Source organism: Actinomadura gamaensis (assembly GCF_042652125.1).
Classification (GTDB): Bacteria; Actinomycetota; Actinomycetes; order Streptosporangiales; family Streptosporangiaceae; genus Spirillospora; species Spirillospora gamaensis.
The window spans coordinates 1-15,077 of sequence record NZ_JBHSIT010000004.1; the positions used below are offsets into that span (position 1 = coordinate 1).

General features: G+C 67.4%; 16 protein-coding genes, 2 pseudogenes and 1 CRISPR repeat array. Of the genes and pseudogenes, 7 read left to right on the plus strand and 11 right to left on the minus strand.

Annotated features, from left to right (window positions below; genetic code table 11):
• The 11 genes from ACFPCY_RS14165 to ACFPCY_RS14215 all read right to left on the minus strand — a co-directional run.
• The coding region (locus ACFPCY_RS14165; protein WP_378255180.1) for a transposase at positions 1-452 on the minus strand (452 nt) is incomplete at its 3' end.
• Positions 443-1,045, minus strand: coding sequence for a transposase family protein (locus ACFPCY_RS14170; RefSeq protein WP_378255182.1), 603 nt, complete (start codon positions 1,043-1,045; stop codon positions 443-445). The genes ACFPCY_RS14165 and ACFPCY_RS14170, both read right to left, overlap by 10 nt.
• Before the next feature lie 663 nt (positions 1,046-1,708).
• A CRISPR array of direct repeats spans positions 1,709-2,129; the repeat unit is 30 nt; unit sequence GTTGCGAACCCTCGCAGGGGCGATGAGTAC.
• Between the two features lie 147 nt (positions 2,130-2,276).
• Positions 2,277-2,540, minus strand: coding sequence for a CRISPR-associated endonuclease Cas2 (cas2, locus tag ACFPCY_RS14175; RefSeq protein WP_253876619.1), 264 nt, complete (start codon positions 2,538-2,540; stop codon positions 2,277-2,279).
• A gap of 9 nt (positions 2,541-2,549) precedes the next feature.
• Positions 2,550-3,530, minus strand: a complete 981-nt coding sequence (gene cas1 / locus ACFPCY_RS14180; RefSeq protein WP_378255184.1) for a CRISPR-associated endonuclease Cas1 — start codon at positions 3,528-3,530, stop codon at positions 2,550-2,552.
• A 1-nt stretch (position 3,531) separates the two neighbouring features.
• Positions 3,532-4,029, minus strand: coding sequence for a CRISPR-associated protein Cas4 (locus ACFPCY_RS14185; RefSeq protein WP_378255186.1), 498 nt, complete (start codon positions 4,027-4,029; stop codon positions 3,532-3,534).
• On the minus strand, positions 4,026-6,437 hold the full coding sequence (cas3, locus tag ACFPCY_RS14190) for a CRISPR-associated helicase Cas3' (protein ID WP_378255188.1): 2,412 nt from the start codon (positions 6,435-6,437) through the stop codon (positions 4,026-4,028). The genes ACFPCY_RS14185 and cas3 overlap by 4 nt, the downstream gene beginning before the upstream one ends.
• Positions 6,438-6,454: 17 nt before the next feature.
• Complete coding sequence (gene cas5 / locus ACFPCY_RS14195) at positions 6,455-7,108, minus strand: CRISPR-associated protein Cas5 (RefSeq protein WP_378255189.1); 654 nt, start codon at positions 7,106-7,108, stop codon at positions 6,455-6,457.
• 75 nt (positions 7,109-7,183) lie between these two features.
• On the minus strand, positions 7,184-8,239 hold the full coding sequence (cas7i, locus tag ACFPCY_RS14200; protein WP_378255191.1) for a type I-B CRISPR-associated protein Cas7/Cst2/DevR: 1,056 nt from the start codon (positions 8,237-8,239) through the stop codon (positions 7,184-7,186).
• Positions 8,236-9,693, minus strand: coding sequence for a hypothetical protein (locus ACFPCY_RS14205; RefSeq protein WP_378255193.1), 1,458 nt, complete (start codon positions 9,691-9,693; stop codon positions 8,236-8,238). The genes cas7i and ACFPCY_RS14205 overlap by 4 nt, the downstream gene beginning before the upstream one ends.
• On the minus strand, positions 9,686-10,447 hold the full coding sequence (locus ACFPCY_RS14210) for a CRISPR-associated endoribonuclease Cas6 (RefSeq protein ID WP_378255195.1): 762 nt from the start codon (positions 10,445-10,447) through the stop codon (positions 9,686-9,688). Before ACFPCY_RS14210 ends, ACFPCY_RS14205 begins: the two co-directional genes overlap by 8 nt.
• 673 nt (positions 10,448-11,120) lie before the next feature.
• Positions 11,121-11,252 carry a hypothetical protein gene (locus ACFPCY_RS14215; RefSeq protein ID WP_378255196.1) on the minus strand — a complete coding sequence of 44 codons (132 nt, stop codon included), beginning with the start codon at positions 11,250-11,252 and terminating at the stop codon, positions 11,121-11,123.
• Positions 11,253-11,491: 239 nt separating this feature from the next.
• On the opposite strand from ACFPCY_RS14215, the gene ACFPCY_RS14220 reads away from it, so the two are divergent.
• The 7 genes and pseudogenes from ACFPCY_RS14220 to ACFPCY_RS14250 all read left to right on the plus strand — a co-directional run bounded on the left by ACFPCY_RS14220 (position 11,492) and on the right by ACFPCY_RS14250 (position 15,015).
• Complete coding sequence (locus ACFPCY_RS14220) at positions 11,492-12,394, plus strand: HesA/MoeB/ThiF family protein (protein WP_378255198.1); 903 nt, start codon at positions 11,492-11,494, stop codon at positions 12,392-12,394.
• A 500-nt stretch (positions 12,395-12,894) separates the two neighbouring features.
• Positions 12,895-13,788 carry a reverse transcriptase domain-containing protein gene (locus tag ACFPCY_RS14225; RefSeq protein ID WP_378255200.1) on the plus strand — a complete coding sequence of 298 codons (894 nt, stop codon included), beginning with the start codon at positions 12,895-12,897 and terminating at the stop codon, positions 13,786-13,788.
• Between the two features lies 1 nt (position 13,789).
• A pseudogene (locus ACFPCY_RS14230) lies at positions 13,790-14,021 on the plus strand (CRISPR-associated endonuclease Cas1); the annotation flags it as partial.
• An 18-nt stretch (positions 14,022-14,039) separates the two neighbouring features.
• Positions 14,040-14,213: pseudogene (locus tag ACFPCY_RS14235) on the plus strand (CRISPR-associated endonuclease Cas1); the annotation flags it as partial.
• 16 nt (positions 14,214-14,229) lie between these two features.
• Positions 14,230-14,574, plus strand: a complete 345-nt coding sequence (locus ACFPCY_RS14240; protein WP_378255201.1) for a CRISPR-associated endonuclease Cas1 — start codon at positions 14,230-14,232, stop codon at positions 14,572-14,574.
• Positions 14,575-14,578: 4 nt separating this feature from the next.
• Positions 14,579-14,860: a CRISPR-associated endonuclease Cas2 gene (locus tag ACFPCY_RS14245; RefSeq protein ID WP_378255202.1), complete on the plus strand. Its 282-nt coding sequence runs from the start codon at positions 14,579-14,581 to the stop codon at positions 14,858-14,860.
• Entirely contained in the window at positions 14,857-15,015 is a 159-nt protein-coding gene (locus ACFPCY_RS14250; protein ID WP_378255203.1) for a hypothetical protein, read from the plus strand. Before ACFPCY_RS14245 ends, ACFPCY_RS14250 begins: the two co-directional genes overlap by 4 nt.
• The last annotated feature ends 62 nt before the right edge of the window (positions 15,016-15,077 follow it).

Consider the following 15,077-nt stretch of genomic DNA (forward strand, 5'->3'; position numbering starts at 1 on the left):
AGCTGGAGAACCGGGACCGCGGGGTCCTCGGCCCGGCGTTGACGCAGGTACTCGCGGTGGGGATCGACGAGCGTGGGCCGGTACTGCGGTGCTCGCCGCATCCGTTCGGGCTTGTCGATCCGGGCATAGCGTTTGACAGTGTTCAGGGCGAGGCTCAGCCGACGGGCGCATTCCAGCAGGCCGACTCCCGCCTCGAGCAGGTCATGGACCTGCTGCCATCGCTGCAGGGCGGTGGTCGTTCCGCCGTCGAGTTTGCGCACCCGGGAGGCGGTAGCCCAGCAGCCGCTGTGAACGGCCACTTCCTTCCCGACGGCCTGGGCGAGGTTGTGCCAGATGTGCCACCGGTCACCGACCTGCAGGGCATCGGGCAAGGCCTGGTGGACGGCGTCGGCATAGCCGGCGGCTCCGTCACGGCAGACGATCTCGACGCCCGGGTGTTCACCTAGCCACACCGCGAGGTGTTGGATCTGCGGTCGGGCAGGACATCGACCCGTCGGCGGGTCTCGGCGTCGATCAAGACGGTGGCGTAGGTCCGGCCTCGCCGCAGCGAGAAATCGTCCACGCCCAGCACTCGCGGCGTCTCCACTGCCGGCAGCCGAATCCCCAGGAGGGCCCGCAGCGCGGTGTGGCGGGAGATCCGCACTCCCAGTGCGGGTAACACACGGGCACTGGCCCGGCTCGCTAACTCCCGGACCACCGCGCTGAGCTGGCAGGTCAGGCGGGTGGTTCGTCTTTGGTGACGTTCCAGCACACCGGTCACCTGTTCACGGAACGTCCGCTGAGGACACCGCCAGTCCCGGCAGGCCAGCCGCCGCACCCGCACATTCACCACCACCGGCCGCCCGTCGATCGGGACATCGGTCACGGTCCGCTCGCACCACGCGTGGACATGCGCAGTCTGAACAGCGCATCGCGGGCACGGCACTGGAACCTCCCGGCTACGGGCCCGCACCCGAATCAGCTCACCCTCGTCGATCACATCATCGATGACCAGGCCAGACAGGACCGAAAACACCACATCGACAAGCTGACCGACCTCAAGCATGCCCCAGCGTGACAGGACACCACCGTCCGTTACCACCGAAAGAACGACAGAGCCGAAATCCGTACAGTCCCCTCGCACGCTTTGATCCGTCCATGTGGGAGTCGGCCCCGCGCACGCGGGGATGGTCCGCGCTGGGTGGCGCTGGAGGGGCACCGCACCCGGTCGGCCCCGCGCACGCGGGGGTAATCCGAGGACGCTGACGACCCACTACACCGCGCAGGGGTCGTCCCCGCGCGTGCGGTAGTTCAGAAGGAGCCGACCGACTCGTCGCGCGGCCGCTTGGCCGACCTGCACACCGAGATCGGCCTTGGATGGGCGCGTTGGCCGGATCGACCACGGGCCCGTCTTGCTGGCCTCTCTATACGCGCGACCTCTCGGGTGGACGGATAACGCCCACGTTTGTCCTTCGAGAACAACCATCGCCAATCAGCCTGAGCGCTCCGGTTACGTTAAGTAACTGACTTGCGGTCATCGTTGCGTGGCGACTTCTGCCCTCTGGTGGGCACATCGTGGGCACGGACTGTCAATGGAGATGGCCGACAGCGGTATACCTAGTGGACTGTTGAGCTGGGGAAACGGGAATTTGGGGGACCGCAAATCATGACGTAGTACCGGTCACAGAGAGCTGGTCGGCGGATCCCCGGATCCGGGGGAGCCGATCGGGTTGCGAACCCTCGCAGGGGCGATGAGCACACTCGATGCCCGCCGACCGGCTCTGGCAGATGTACGTGTTGTGAACCCTCGCAGGGGCGATGAGCACGGATGCGCTGGAGCGCTGCTGGGGCCATGTCGTCGGGTTGCGAACCCTCGCAGGGGCGATGAGTACCCGCGCCATCCCCGGCGCCCGCCAGCGCATCACGTTGCGAACCCTCGCAGGGGCGATGAGTACCGGTCGACGTCATCGCGCAGGCCGAGCTGCTCATGGCGTTGCGAACCCTCGCAGGGGCGATGAGTACCACCTGAACAGCGGCAGGCCGACCTAGACCGGCTGTTGCGAACCCTCGCAGGGGCGATGAGTACTGGACGCCCGGCAGTTCCTGGCCGCCGTCCGCGTGTTGCGAACCCTCGCAGGGGCGATGAGTACCCCACAGTAAAGCCGCAGGTGGCGGCCGGTGTGGGCGGAGGTTGGGTGGCGACTTTTGCAGCGATCCGCCGGTTGTGCCATCGAGCCCGGCGTGTCGCTGAAAAATGCTTGATCAACTTTGTTCCGGCGACCGGTAGCTGGTGGGACTTACAGGATATCGGTGGGGGCAGGTTCAGCGGCGCCCCAGGCGTGGCGGATCGGTGTTGTTCCTGGTGGAAAGGTGTAGACGATGACGTTGTCGTAGCTGAGGTCCAGGAGGGTTTCGACCTCTGATTGGAAGCGGCGTAGTTGAGCTGGGCTGACCTGGCCTTCGAAAACGCTCCGCTGGACGTGGTGCAGGTATTTGCGGCAGGTCCGCAGGATGCGGGGGTTGCGTTCGGCTGCGGTGTCGTAGACGACGATGACGTGCACGGCGTGACTTCACCACCAGATCCGGAAGGGTTTGTAGGGAGTGCCTTCGAGGCATCGTCGGGTCAGCGCGAGTGCGTCGAGGTAGAGGAGTTCGTCGTAGGCGACGGCGCGGCCAAGGGTGCGGTGAGCGACGGTGACGGCGAGTTCATCGCGGACGGCCTGGACGGTGAGTTTGCGGCCGCTTTCGCTGAGCATGGCCTGGTTGGTCTCACTGTCGAAGTGGTGCTCCTTGAGTTGGTTTCGTGCGGCCATCCGAAGGATTAGCCGCTCGGCGAACAGCGGTTTGAACATCTCGGAGATGTCGAGGACCAGGGAGTGGCGCTGGCGTTCCATGCTGCTGTGCAAGAAGGCGATGCCGGTGTGCAGAGGCGTCAGCCGCAGTGCCGTGAGGGTTCGGGCGTAGATGATTCCGTTCACGTAACTGATGAACGCGTTGCCGGCGTTCTTGGGTGGGCGGCGGCTGCGACCTCCGAGTTGGAGCCAGTCGGGGAGTTTGGTGTCGAGGACCTCCCATGCGGAACGGCGGAACGTACCCTCGATGCCCATGAGATGGGCGGAGTTCTCGGCTGATTCGAGGCTCTTCTGCAGAACGTCGTATGGGCGGGCGAGGAGTTTTCGGTCGATGATGCGGCGGGCGTTGAAAGCGGTGGAGCCGACGATGCTGCGGGCGATCTGGAGTGCGGCTTCGGGGTTTTCGGCGAGTCGGGCTTGGGCGAGGGCGGTTTCGCCGGACGTGCTGGTTTCGGAGGTGAGAAGTGACCCCGCATAGTCGCCGTAGTAGCTGAGAAGGTGGACGTTGATGCGGTGGCGGTTGAGAAGCGCGACGACGGAGGTGTTGATGTCGGTTTCGGCGCAGGCGACGATGTCGCGGACGTCGGTGATAGGGATGTGGACTTTGCCGGCGGATTCGCGTTCGATGACTAGTGATTCGTCTTTGCGACGGATCCGGCAGGGGCTGGTGAGCCAGTAGGTGCGTGCGGCGGCAGGCATGTCACTCCGTCCAGCAGTAGTCGGTGAAGCTGCATCCGCGGCAGGCGGAGCGGGCCAGGCGGGGCGGCGAGGTGAGGGCCGCAGCGACGCTGAGAATTTCGGCGATGTCGTTCTGCGCTTGTCGGGCGGCTTCGGCTGTGTAGGGGTGGCGATGGGTGCGGCGGGTTTTGGGGTAGTGCAGGATAGCGCCTCGGGCGATGATGCCGATCTGTTCGAGGCGGTAGCAGTAGTGCCGTCCTTGTGCTTGGTCGGCTGGTGTCGGCCGTGTGGATGACTTGACTTCGTGGACCCAATGCTGGCCGTCGATGAAGTCGAGTTTGGCGGCGCCGAGGTCGATGGGGCTGCTGCGGGTATAGGAGGTCTCGTGGACGGCTTCGCCGAGTTTAACGGTGCCGCTCAGGTGTTCGGGGCGGATTCCGCGCAGGTAGAGCCAGAGCTGGCGGCGGCAGTGGTAGAGGTACTTGATGTGTACGCCGCCGACATCGTCCGCATCGATCAAAGGATTTCCCCCGGTTCATAAGAGTGCCGTACATCGCGATGTACGGTTTGCAGGCCGAGACGCGGATCGTACTCGGCGTCGATGATGCGGACTTTGAGATTCTTGTCGTAGGCTCCGAGGCCCATGCACCATCCCGGGAGAGGAATGAGGTACTGGTCGGCATACAGGCGGCCCGTAGTCTTGTCGGCTCCCTGATCCAGGGAGGCCTTGTACTGGTCGCGGTCCGCCGAGAGGATTGCTTCGGTTCCGTCGAACTGCTCGTCGAACGTTTTTGCGAGGTCGGAGCGGTCGTCGAAGGGGTGCAAAAATTCCAAGAAGGCTTGTTCGAACCAGTGCCGGTGGTGGTTCACTTTCTCGGCCCATTCTCGGCCCCAGGGACTGCTGTAGATCTCGTCGAGCCACCCGGTGATGACTTGTTCGTTGATGGTCCGTCCGTCGTGGCGGGTGAGGATGTCCCAGCCGTGCAGGGTGGGCTCGGCTTCGTAGACGCCGTCGGCCCATAGGTCGTCTCCGCCGCCGCGCCGGGTGGAGTAGGCGGGTTGATGGACGACGACCGGGGCGGGGGCCAGCGTGCCGAGCCGGTTGGTTCTGCCGAAGCGCTGGACGAGGGCTTCGAGGTCGGCGGCCGAGGTGTGACAGGCGTCGAGATCAAGGTCGAGGGAGACTTCGAGGGCTTGTGTTCCGATCAGCAGGCCTGGCCGGCGGGGTCTTCCGCTCGCGAAGCGTTCCTGGACGGCGCTTTCGATGGCGGTCCGGTCCATGCGGCGGTACCGCGAGTGCAGGAGGTGCGCGGAGTCATCGCCGTGGAGCTCGACGCAGTAGGGCCCAAGTGTTTGGTGGAGCGTGATCGCATCGCGGACGTTGTTGGCCACGACCAGGACGGACTGGCCGTCGGCGAGCCGTTGGCGTATCTCGTCGAGGGATGGTTCGTCGGTGAGGTGAGCTTGGCGGATGTGGAGCCGGTGGCGAATCGGCGCGTGGTTCTCTGGTGGTGGTTCGACCAGTGCTGTACGGCCGTCGAGGGCACGCGTGACCAGGTCTGCGAGGACGGTGGGCATGGTCGCCGAGAGCACGGCGATGCGTCCGCCGAGGCGGTGCCAGAAGCTCATGATGGCGAGGATCATGCCGAGGCGGCGGGCGTCGTAGGCGTGCAGCTCGTCCAGAATGAAGATCGAGTTGGCGCTGTCGGTCAGGATGCTGGAGTGCGCTGGTCCCGCGAGCGCGCCTCGAAGCAGTTGGTACGGGGTGCCGACGCGCAGGAGTTCGCGGAAGTTCTTGGTGGCTTCAGCGCGGGAATGAGCTTTGCCCGCGGCGTCGACCGGGTCGGTGTCGTCGTCGGGGCATCCCTCGGCGAGAGACCGCGCGAGATGGTACGAGGCTGCTCTGGAGTGGGCGACGCCGATTCCATCGGGCGAGTTCAGATCTTCGCCGAGACGGCCGGTCATGGCGTTGATGCTGGCCAGGTAGGGCAACAGGTAGAAGACGCGGGGATTGCCATTGGTGCGGGCCGCCAGGTCGTCGATTTGGGTCGCCGCCCATAGGAGGACCGCCTCGGTTTTGCCGCTCCCGGTCCAAGAGCGCAGGAGGAGGTCGCCGTTGGTGCAAGCGGCTTGGTGTTGTTGTGGCCGGAGCGTGTGACCTTGGGTGGCTAGCCGTTCTGCCAGGTGGGCGGCGTAGCTTCTGTCCAGAGGGTGGTGGGTGTGCAGCGAGGCGTGCGCCGAGGAGAGGTGGTCGGCCATGGTGACGGCGCCCAGCAGCAGGACGGCCGTTACGCCGCTGGCATCGCCGCGCGGGAGTGGCCATTCCCATCGCTTCATGACGTTCTGGAATAGTTGGTGAGCGGCGTCGGTCAGTTGCCGGACATCGGTTCGCGGTGCGGTCTCAGGGAACGGCAGCCCGTGCCGCCGTCCCGTGGCATGTAGCCACGCCATGAGGTCGACGAGTTGTTCAGAATCGGCGGGGGTGAATTTGCCGGCGAAGTCTTCGGCCTTGTCGTCGCCGTACTGGGTGAGCAGCGGGAGTTTGGACGAACCTTCGAGGCCGGAGGTGAACGAGCGATGGTGGCCGGCGACCGCTGCGGCGACCCAATCACGGTGTTCAGCCGGCAGGTCCGCGAGGAGCTGGTGCACGAATCCCAGAGACAGCACCTCGTGTCGTTCGCCCCAGACGGCCTGCTTCTGTTGGGGAGGGTTACCGATCATGCGCTGGAAGCCGTCCGGCAGCTTCCCGGTGTCGTGGAGCAGCGCGGCGAGCGCCGCCCACGTCCAGAACTCGGTCGGCATGCCCGGGATGTCACCGACCCGGGCGCGGATCTGCTGAACGGCTTGCAGGGTGTTGAGCAGGTGGCTGATCAGCAGCTCACCGGGCACTCCCGGCGTGGTGGAGCTTTTGGCGCGCAGGTCCTTCACGTCGGTGCTCCGCGGGTTCAGACGATCGGTGCCAACTGGTGCGGATGGACGGGCGGGAGCATCGCGACGGCGTAGCCGTGCCTGGTGGCGAGCCCGGTGTGGATTTCGGTGTGGGCGCCGGCCGGGGCGTACCGGTAGTCGTCCCAGGTGAAGCGGGCGCGGTCGTCGGAGATGACAGTCGTCAGCCGCATCGCAGTACCGGCTGCGTTCGGCACTTCGAACGGGACTAGGGAATGGCCCTGGCGTCCGCTGGATGTGGTCAGCTCGATGTGGCGAGTGGCGGCGGCGACCAGGTCCTGGCTGCGGCCGAGTCGAAGTGGCCAGACCGGACGGCGGATCGCACGGGCCCACAGGTCGGTGTCCTCGGTGAGCCATACCGTCAGCGTGACGAGGGCCAGGAAGTCGCGGTCCTTGATGGTGACGTTGGTCGGGGTGCCGGGGCTGCCGAGCGGGTGGTAGGTCTCCAGGTCTTGGCCCGAGCCGGCGGCGTGGAACGTCATGGCGAACCGGGTGTGCAGGGGCACTCGGTCCCATCCTCCGGCGGCGGCGGCGAGCATTCCGCCGACCGTGGACGGTGGTGGGCAGGGCAGCCCGACCTGCAGCCCGTCGTAGAGCGGGTTGCGGAAGCTGACGACCGGAGCGGTGACGGTCACTTCCAGGGCCTCGGGCATGGTGGTGCTCCTTGCAGGCGAGCGGCGCAGATGGCGAAGACTCCCCTCGAAGGGGCGATGAGCGACGCGGTCGCGCTACTGCGGGTCGTCGAACCAGGAGTCGTGGACACCGGCTTCGATTTCGTCGGCCAGAGCGTTCAGCACGGTCCGGGGGTGGCCGAGGACGAGCCGCTCCTCCTTGATCAGGTCGGCGAGGTCGCTGCCGGCACGGTCGCGCTGGCTGCCCAGGAATCCTGGGGCCCAGCCGATGCGGACGGGGCCATCCAGTTCGTCGGCCCACGCCTCGATCTCCTCGCGCAGGACGTCGGCGTCGAAGTACGTCGCCTTCTCGCGCTCCCGCACGACCCTGGTGAACGGGTTGGTTCCGCCCTTGATCGGCGCGAGGATCACCAGGCCGGGCGTGCGGTCACCGTAGTGGGCCGACTGCTTGGCACCGCCCTTGACCATGGCCATCGTCCGCAGGAGCACCGCGACCCGACGGCGCCGCTCGTCGATCGGCAACCGCACGCACTGCAGGTCGCGCAGGACGATCTCGCTGCCGCCCTTCTCGACCACCTCATCGGCCAGGCCGCCGGGCAGCGCGGCCTTGCTGGTCCTGCCGCCGATCTCGAACGTCCCGACGCGCGGCAGGTCGAGGAGCAGGTCACCGGCCAGGTCCGCGGTGTACATCTCGTGCTCGTGGATGACGGGATGCGTTCCGGGCTCGAAGTCGCGGCTCATGGTGCCGAAGTCCATGACCGGCTTGCTCGGCACGACCGAGACCAACGTGCCGGTCGCCAGCACCGTGTCGCGCATGAACGTCTTCGACTCGCCCCTCTTCGCGCCCGTCTCGTCCGCCTTGACCGCGATCATGTAGCCGAACAGGTCGTCGTCCAGATAAAGGTCAGGACGGCCGCGGGTGTAGGCCTGCTGCTTCTTGCCCTCCCCGCTGCGGATCACCGGCGAGGTCGGCTCGCCGGCCGGCAGGCTCTCCCGCAGCCACCGGCGGCCCGCCTGCGCCGACACATACGGGTACCTGGCCCCCCGGCCGACCGTGAACTGCTTGACCATCCCGCGGTTGTCCTCGCCCCGCCCGTTGTTTGGCGCCCCGGCTTTGATCTGCAGGATCTGCTGTCCCACCAGGAACGTCACTGTTCCGCCCCTTCCTCCTGGTCGCCGCCGGCAGCGTCGGCCAGGTCCTTGATCTCTTGGAGTTCGTCCTGCGAGCCCTTCGGCTCCCAACCCGTCTCCGCCAGCGCCTCCAGGACGGCGAAGACCAGCAGCCGCCGCCAGGACCAGGACCGTTCGTCCTCGAACAGCAGCCGGTACTCCTGCACCGGCAGCAGGACCGGCGGGGTGTCCTTGGGCCGCGGGAACAGCAGCCAGTCCACGCCCTTGGAGCGGAACCAGCCGTACAGGTTCCCGCCCTTGCCGTTGGCGCGGATGAAGTCGCGGAACGGGCCCGGACGGCTGTCCTGCCCGAGCAGCGCGGCCAGCCGGCGCGCCAGTTCCTTGATCCGTTCGACGTCCTTGTCGTCCATGGTCAGCACCTCACGGCAGTAGGAGCACAGGAGCGGGGCCAGCACTGTCGTCTCGGCGGGAATGAGAACGGCCGCTGAGATCCGGCTCAGGACGTGACCGATCGCGAAGTCCAGAACTTGCGTCGGCTGAGTGAACGCCCGCTTGGCCAAAAACGCCTCTCCTGGAACCTGCTTGGTCCCCTGAGTCGCGACCAGCGCCGGATATCCGGCGCGACGCTTGGAGTCCTTGTTCGTGGACCGGAGCCATTCGGCGACCGGCTGACTCAACTCCTGAGCCGCGTAGAGCTGCTCCTTGTTGGAGTTGGACAACACGATCAACTCCACACCGGCGGTGATCCGCTGGCTGTAGGCGCGCACCGCTTGCAGCACCCACAGCTCACGCGCGTACGGGCCGGGCTTCTGCTTCTTGGACGGCCCGGCAGAAGCCTGACGCAAGGTCCGGCCAACCGTCGTCGCGGTCATCCTCGCAAGGAACGCATCGTCCCAGGAATGCATCAGCGCGGCCCGACCGCCCGACAGCGACGCGCCATACGGAAAGGCCCACAGGCTGGCGACACACGGGTAGCACAACGGCGTGCCCTCGTGGCCGGGCGCAGTGGTGTTGCGGTGCGCGACGCTCGCCCCCAGCGGAATGTCGACCTTCCCGTACCAGTCGCAGGCCGGCCGCCCGCAGTACGCACACGGCACCCCCGGCCAGCCCGCCGGATCCGGATACGCCCGCCACTCCCGGATCAGCCGCTCTCGCTCCGAGGAAGACTGCTTGCCACGCGCGGTCGGATTCAGCTTCGAGTTCGGCCACAGCAAGTAACTGGCTCCGAGCCAGAATCCGCCCACATCGGTGGCCTTCGCCGCTCGAACTGTCTCCACGAGATGGCCCGTTATCTGGTCGACCGTCTTGAGGAGAACCTCACCCGTCACCTTGCGGGGATGGTCCGCCTTGGCGAGCGCCGCCAAGGCGAACGCCCCCACACGCTGCAACGGACTCGCGGTCAACACCAGGACCCCTGAATCGGCCGAGCCCTTGGACGCAATCGTCCCCGAGACGTCCGATGCGGTGTCAGGCACCGATCCAGCCCATCCCCGTACTGTTGGCCTGCCCCAGCCCCCAGGAGTGCAGCGCCGAAAGCGTCTCCGGCGCGCCGGAAACCATGACCTCGACGCAGGCACCCGGCTTCTTCCCGCCCCCGCCGCTCCCCACCGTGAACGAGCGCTTCGGCCCGACCCACCCGATGTTCTCCAAGGTGACGTCCGGATCCAGACTCAGGGACTCCGCCTTGCGTCGCAGGTTGTTCTGCACGTAGACGTCCCACTCGGGCTCGCCCGGAAGACACCACGCCTGCCGACGCACGCGAGCACCGGACTCATCACGCCCCGAGCTCTTCATCACCACGGGCGTCTCGGTGCGGAAGACCGCCTTCCCGGTCTCGAACTTCGGCGCCTCCACCGGCTCGACCTTGTCGACGATGAACGCGGTCGCTCCCCACGCCAGCACAGGGATCGACGCCAGCGCCTTCGCCCACCCCTCGACCACCGCGATCAGCGGACTCCCGAACTCCACGATCCCGGGACCATCGGTGGCGTACACACCGCGCCGCCGCCGCGCCGCAGGAAACACTGGCGCGCCATACCCGAACGGCACCAGCCCGTGCGGCCCCCAACCGTCCTTGTGAAGAGCCTTCCCCAACTCGGGCGCGCCCCGCTCCAGCAGCGCGTACAACAGCGCCCGGCCAGGAGACAGCACGTCATCCCACGGCAGCTCTTGGGCCCCCGTATGGAAGGTCACTCGCAAACGCATCGCACCCCGTCCTTCCTCGTCCATCGGTAGCGGACAGTGACATGAACCTTCAGCGAGTACAGATGGACGGCCTTTGTCAGACCCGCCTGCAAGCGTGAGTCCCATTTGACTCTCCGCTCACGTCTCGGGACGATACGGACCTCCCGATCGACAAGATGGGCTTCCAATAAACTTGATCACGACATCGCCTGTCCGGATGTGGCCTTAAGCGCAGGGGCAGCTATGCTGACTAGGGAGATCGTCCCGCCCGGACAGCATCCGCCGGGGTCGCAACTGATCGAGTTTCTTGCTGGATACGTCCGCAGACTCGCCCTCATCGCCCCTAAGAGGGGTCACCGCAGTGCTCTACGCATGGCTCAGCCAACGCTGCGACAACCCGTTTTACAGGCCCCGTTTTCAGCAGGACCCCGGGGTCTACTGCACAACCGGAGGGTTGCTGAAAAATCGACCGACATCGCCGGTGTTAACACCTGCTTCACCTGCGGCTTTACTCTGGGTCATCGCCCCTGCGAGGGTTCGCAACATAAACTCGTGGATAGGTAGATAGTCCTCGGGAACGGCCCTCATCGCTCCTGCGAGGGTTCGCAACAAGAACACGATGTCGCCGGGACGTGCGGCGCTGACCTCGCCCTCATCGCCCCTGCGAGGGTTCTCAAGAGCGGAGGGCCGGACGGGAGGGGCCTCCCTCCGCTGGTCTTCATGCCGCGTCGAGGACCGCGAAGACGACCTTGCCGACGTTGCCGGCGAGCGGGCGGACGCCGCAGCGGCAGAACTGGTCCACGATGAACAGGCCCCTTCCGGCCTCGCTGATGGTTTCCGCGCGCCTCATGCTGGGCAGATCGCATATCGCCGGCGGCGGACCGGTCCGGTTCTCCGGCCACGACGAGCACAACATGCGCCTCACCCACGCCGAGTTCGCCGCCACCATGCCCGAGGACCCGCCCGCGATCGCCGCATCGCTCGTCCTGGGACCCGGCGGGCTCGCCGGCGCCTGGTCCCCGCACCCCGACCGGCTCGCACCGCTCACCGCATGCGTCCTGCTCGGCGACACCTCAGAGAGGTCCCGCTATGCACGCCGTAAGCCTCGTCCGGCACGCCGACCGGCACGACCGTCAGATCCGCGCGTTCGGCCGCCACGGGCAGCATCGGCTGCGCGCCACCACCGCGGCCGTGGTCGGCGCCGGAGGGATCGGCTCGCTGATCGCCCAAGGACTGGCGCATCTGGGCATCGGACGCCTGATCGTCGTGGACCCGGACGTCGTCGAGGCGACCAACCTCAACCGCCTCGCCGGCGCCACCCCCGACGACGCCAGGGACGGCACGCCCAAGGCCGAGGCGGCCGCCCGCACCGTCCGGCGCATCGACCCGCGCATCCCAGTCCAGGCCATGACGGAGGGCATCCTGGACACCGACGCCTGGCTGTCACTGCGCTGCGCCGACCTCATCTTCGGCGCGGTCGACGGCCACGCCCCGCGCTGGGCGCTCAACACGCTCGCCGTGCAGTACGCCCGCCCCTACGTCGACACCGGCGCCGAGATCACCCGCGATGCCGCCGGTCCCCTCGACGTCTCCGGCCACGTCACCACTGTGACACCGGGCGGCCCGTGCCTGCTCTGCCTGTCAGGCTATGACCCCTCCGCCGCGTCCACGGAGCTCGACCCGGCCCTCACCACCGCCAAGCGCAACGCCGGCTACCTCCGCGACGACCCCGGCGAACCAACTCCCAGCGTCATCTTCCTCAACCAGGCCATCGCCGGTGTCGCTCTCGGCGAAGCCCTCAACCTCCTCACCGGCTGGCACCAGCCGCGCCCTTACACCCTCATCGACCTGAGCCGTCCCGCCCTCACCCCCATCGACGCCGAACGCCAACCCGACTGCCCCGCCTGCGGCCCCGACTCCGCCCGAGCCGAAGGCGACGCCGCACCCCCACCCCACCTCACCATCCCCGCCCCGCCACCGCCGCACATCTGACCCTCAGCACCGGCAAAGCGCGCGCCCCCGAGGGGCGCGCGCTTTGCCTTTTCATCAAACCGACACAGTTTCCGCCGAGTAGAGCCACTCCGTCTACCAAAAACACAGGTCTCCGCTAACACGAAGTTTAAATCCGATGCGGTTTTGTTGAACGCTGCGACCCTCATGAGATGAACCACCGTTCACTTTGCCGCGTTTCAATCCGATGCGGTTTTGTTGAACGCTGCGACTACAGACCTGGCGATCCTGGCCGCCGATACTCCACAGTTTCAATCCGATGCGGTTTTGTTGAGCGCTGCGACAGTACCTCAGATTATGAGGTCCTGACTTGCAGGTTCGCAAGATCATGCGCCAACCTCCTCGTAGCGATCTCGGCGAGCACCGCGAAGACGATCTCCGATGCAGCGTTCACCCAGGTCAGGGGCCGTTTTGGGGGTGTGCGCCAGCCTCCCTGCAATTCTTGGAATGGTCGCGCGGCTGTTCGTCCATCGGTTGGGGGCATGAGAACACACGATGCGGCCGGGCGCGCTTCGCGGCTGGTCGAGCAGATGGCCAGTGACCGGGTGCTGTGGGCCGCGTGGGCGCGAGTGGCGGCCGGCAGCGGCATGGCCGGAGCCGACGGCGTCACCGCGTCGGTGTTCGGGCGCGAGGTCGGCCCCAGGCTGACGGCCCTGGCGACCTTGTTGAGGCAGGGGCGGTACCGGGCGCAACCGCTGCGGCCCGTCCGCATGGTGCGCGGTGGCAAGCCGAGAACACGGGGCCTGCCCACCGTCTGCGACCGCATCGTGCAGCGCGCCTTCCTCAGCACCTACGGAACGCGATTGAACCCGACCAGCCCGGTCAGCTCCTCATACCGGCCCGGACGGTCATGGCTGAACGCCCTAGAACAGGTACAGCGGCACCGCGATGAAGGGCTCCGATGGGTCCTGCGCACCGACATCGCCGACTTCTTCGCCGACATCGACCACGGACAACCGCTCGAAAGGCTCGCTGCGCGCATCAATGATCCGGACGCCGCCGAACTCGTCCGGGACTGGGCGTGCGCGCCGTGGCTGATGCCCGAAGGGGTCCTGGAGCGGAGACGAGGGCTGCCCGAGGGTGCGCCGATCAGTCCGGCGCTCGCGGAGTTCTTTCTCGCCGACTTCGCCCGCGAGATCGACGGGCGGTCGGGGCGGCTGGTCCGTTACGCCGACGATCTGACCGTCCTGTGCAGGGGCCCGGACGAGGCGATGGCCGCTCTGCGGGACGTGGACAGGGCCCTGACCTCGCGCGGTCTTCGCATCAACCCGGACAAGACCTACATCGCCGATTTCGAGTTCGGTTTCACCCTGCTGGGCTGGCGGTTCACCGGGAACAGCGCGCAGCCGGTGGGCGACGTGCAGGGAGGCCGCTGAGATGGCGTTAATCCACGGCCGCCCGTTCCATGTCGTGGGCACCGGTTGCATCGTCCGGCGCCAGGGCGGACGGCTCGTCGCGCTCAGGGACGGGGAGCTGCGCGCGTCGGCGACGCTGACGCGGATCTCCGAGGTCGTGCTGTCTGGACAGGTCAGGATCTCCACGCAGGCCATGCATGCGCTGCTGTCCCGCGATATTCCGCTGGTGCTGCTGTCGGCGGCGGGGCGTCCGCTGGGCCGGATGGAGGCTCATGGGCGTGGAGGGTGGCGCTTCCGGCGTCTACTACCGGGCGTTCTCCTCCGTGCTCGACTCCGCTCTGGGGTTCACCGGACGCGACCGGCGCAGCGGCGACGTGGTGAACGCGCTCACCAACTACTGCTCGGCTCTGCTCCGCGAAACCGTCCTGTCGGGGCTCCTGGGCGCGGGGGTGGACCCGGTACGTGTCCTTCCTGCACACACCCGCTCGCGGACGTCCCACGCTGGTGTTCGACCTCATGGAGGAATGGCGGCCGGTACTGCTGGATTCCACGGTCCTGGCGCTGACGGGCCTGCGCGCGGTCACCGTCGACGACCTGGACGACGGCCCGGACGGGCCGTGGCTGTCGCCGGGCGCCCGCGGCCAGGCCGTCACCCGGTTCCACGCCCGCCTGTCCGCTCCGGCGCGCGGCTGGCCGGCGCCGCCCGCGCGCCGCACCTGCGCCGACCAGATCCGGGCCCAGTGCATCGCGCTGCGCGCCTGGATTCTCGGCGAGTCCAACGCCTACGAGCCGTTCGCCTGGAGGTGACCCGATGGCAGACCGCATTGCCGGGGCGGTGACGTTCGACGTCGCATCGGACCGCGGACGACGGGCGGTGAACCGGCTGCTGGCCGGGTACGGACCCCGCGTCCTCTATACCGTCTACGAGATCGGCGCCGATCCGGCCGAGCTGGACGACATCGTGCGCCGGGCGGGCGAGCACCTCGAGCCGGGCGACCACCTGCTGGCGCTGCCGACCTGCCCGCGGTGCCGGACCACGCACCGCGGGACAACGGCCGAGACGCCCGCGCCGCTGGGCTGGGTCGTGCCGTGAACGGGTCGGTGCTGATCTGCTACGACGTGTTCAATGACGGCCGCCGGGACCGGCTGCGGGCCGCGCTGGACGAGGTCGCCGACCGGTTCCAGCAGAGCGAATGGACGATCCCGGACGGGCCGCCGCTCGTCCGACCGGTCTGGGTCGCGGACTGACCTTCGAGGCCGTCCTCAATAGGGTTCCGTCAGACTCACCGACGAGACGAAGGCCGAGGCAC

Excerpts from the sequence above, each read along its gene's own strand:
- ACFPCY_RS14170 (WP_378255182.1), bottom strand. The coding sequence starts at position 1,045 with ATGCTTGAGGTCGGTCAGCTTGTCGATGTGGTGTTTTCGGTCCTGTCT.
- cas1 (WP_378255184.1), bottom strand. The coding sequence starts at position 3,530 with ATGCCTGCCGCCGCACGCACCTACTGGCTCACCAGCCCCTGCCGGATC.
- cas5 (WP_378255189.1), bottom strand. The coding sequence starts at position 7,108 with ATGCCCGAGGCCCTGGAAGTGACCGTCACCGCTCCGGTCGTCAGCTTC.
- ACFPCY_RS14210 (WP_378255195.1), bottom strand. The coding sequence starts at position 10,447 with ATGGACGAGGAAGGACGGGGTGCGATGCGTTTGCGAGTGACCTTCCAT.
- ACFPCY_RS14215 (WP_378255196.1), bottom strand. The coding sequence starts at position 11,252 with ATGAGGCGCGCGGAAACCATCAGCGAGGCCGGAAGGGGCCTGTTCATC.
- ACFPCY_RS14220 (WP_378255198.1), top strand. The coding sequence starts at position 11,492 with ATGCACGCCGTAAGCCTCGTCCGGCACGCCGACCGGCACGACCGTCAG.
- ACFPCY_RS14225 (WP_378255200.1), top strand. The coding sequence starts at position 12,895 with ATGAGAACACACGATGCGGCCGGGCGCGCTTCGCGGCTGGTCGAGCAG.
- ACFPCY_RS14245 (WP_378255202.1), top strand. The coding sequence starts at position 14,579 with ATGGCAGACCGCATTGCCGGGGCGGTGACGTTCGACGTCGCATCGGAC.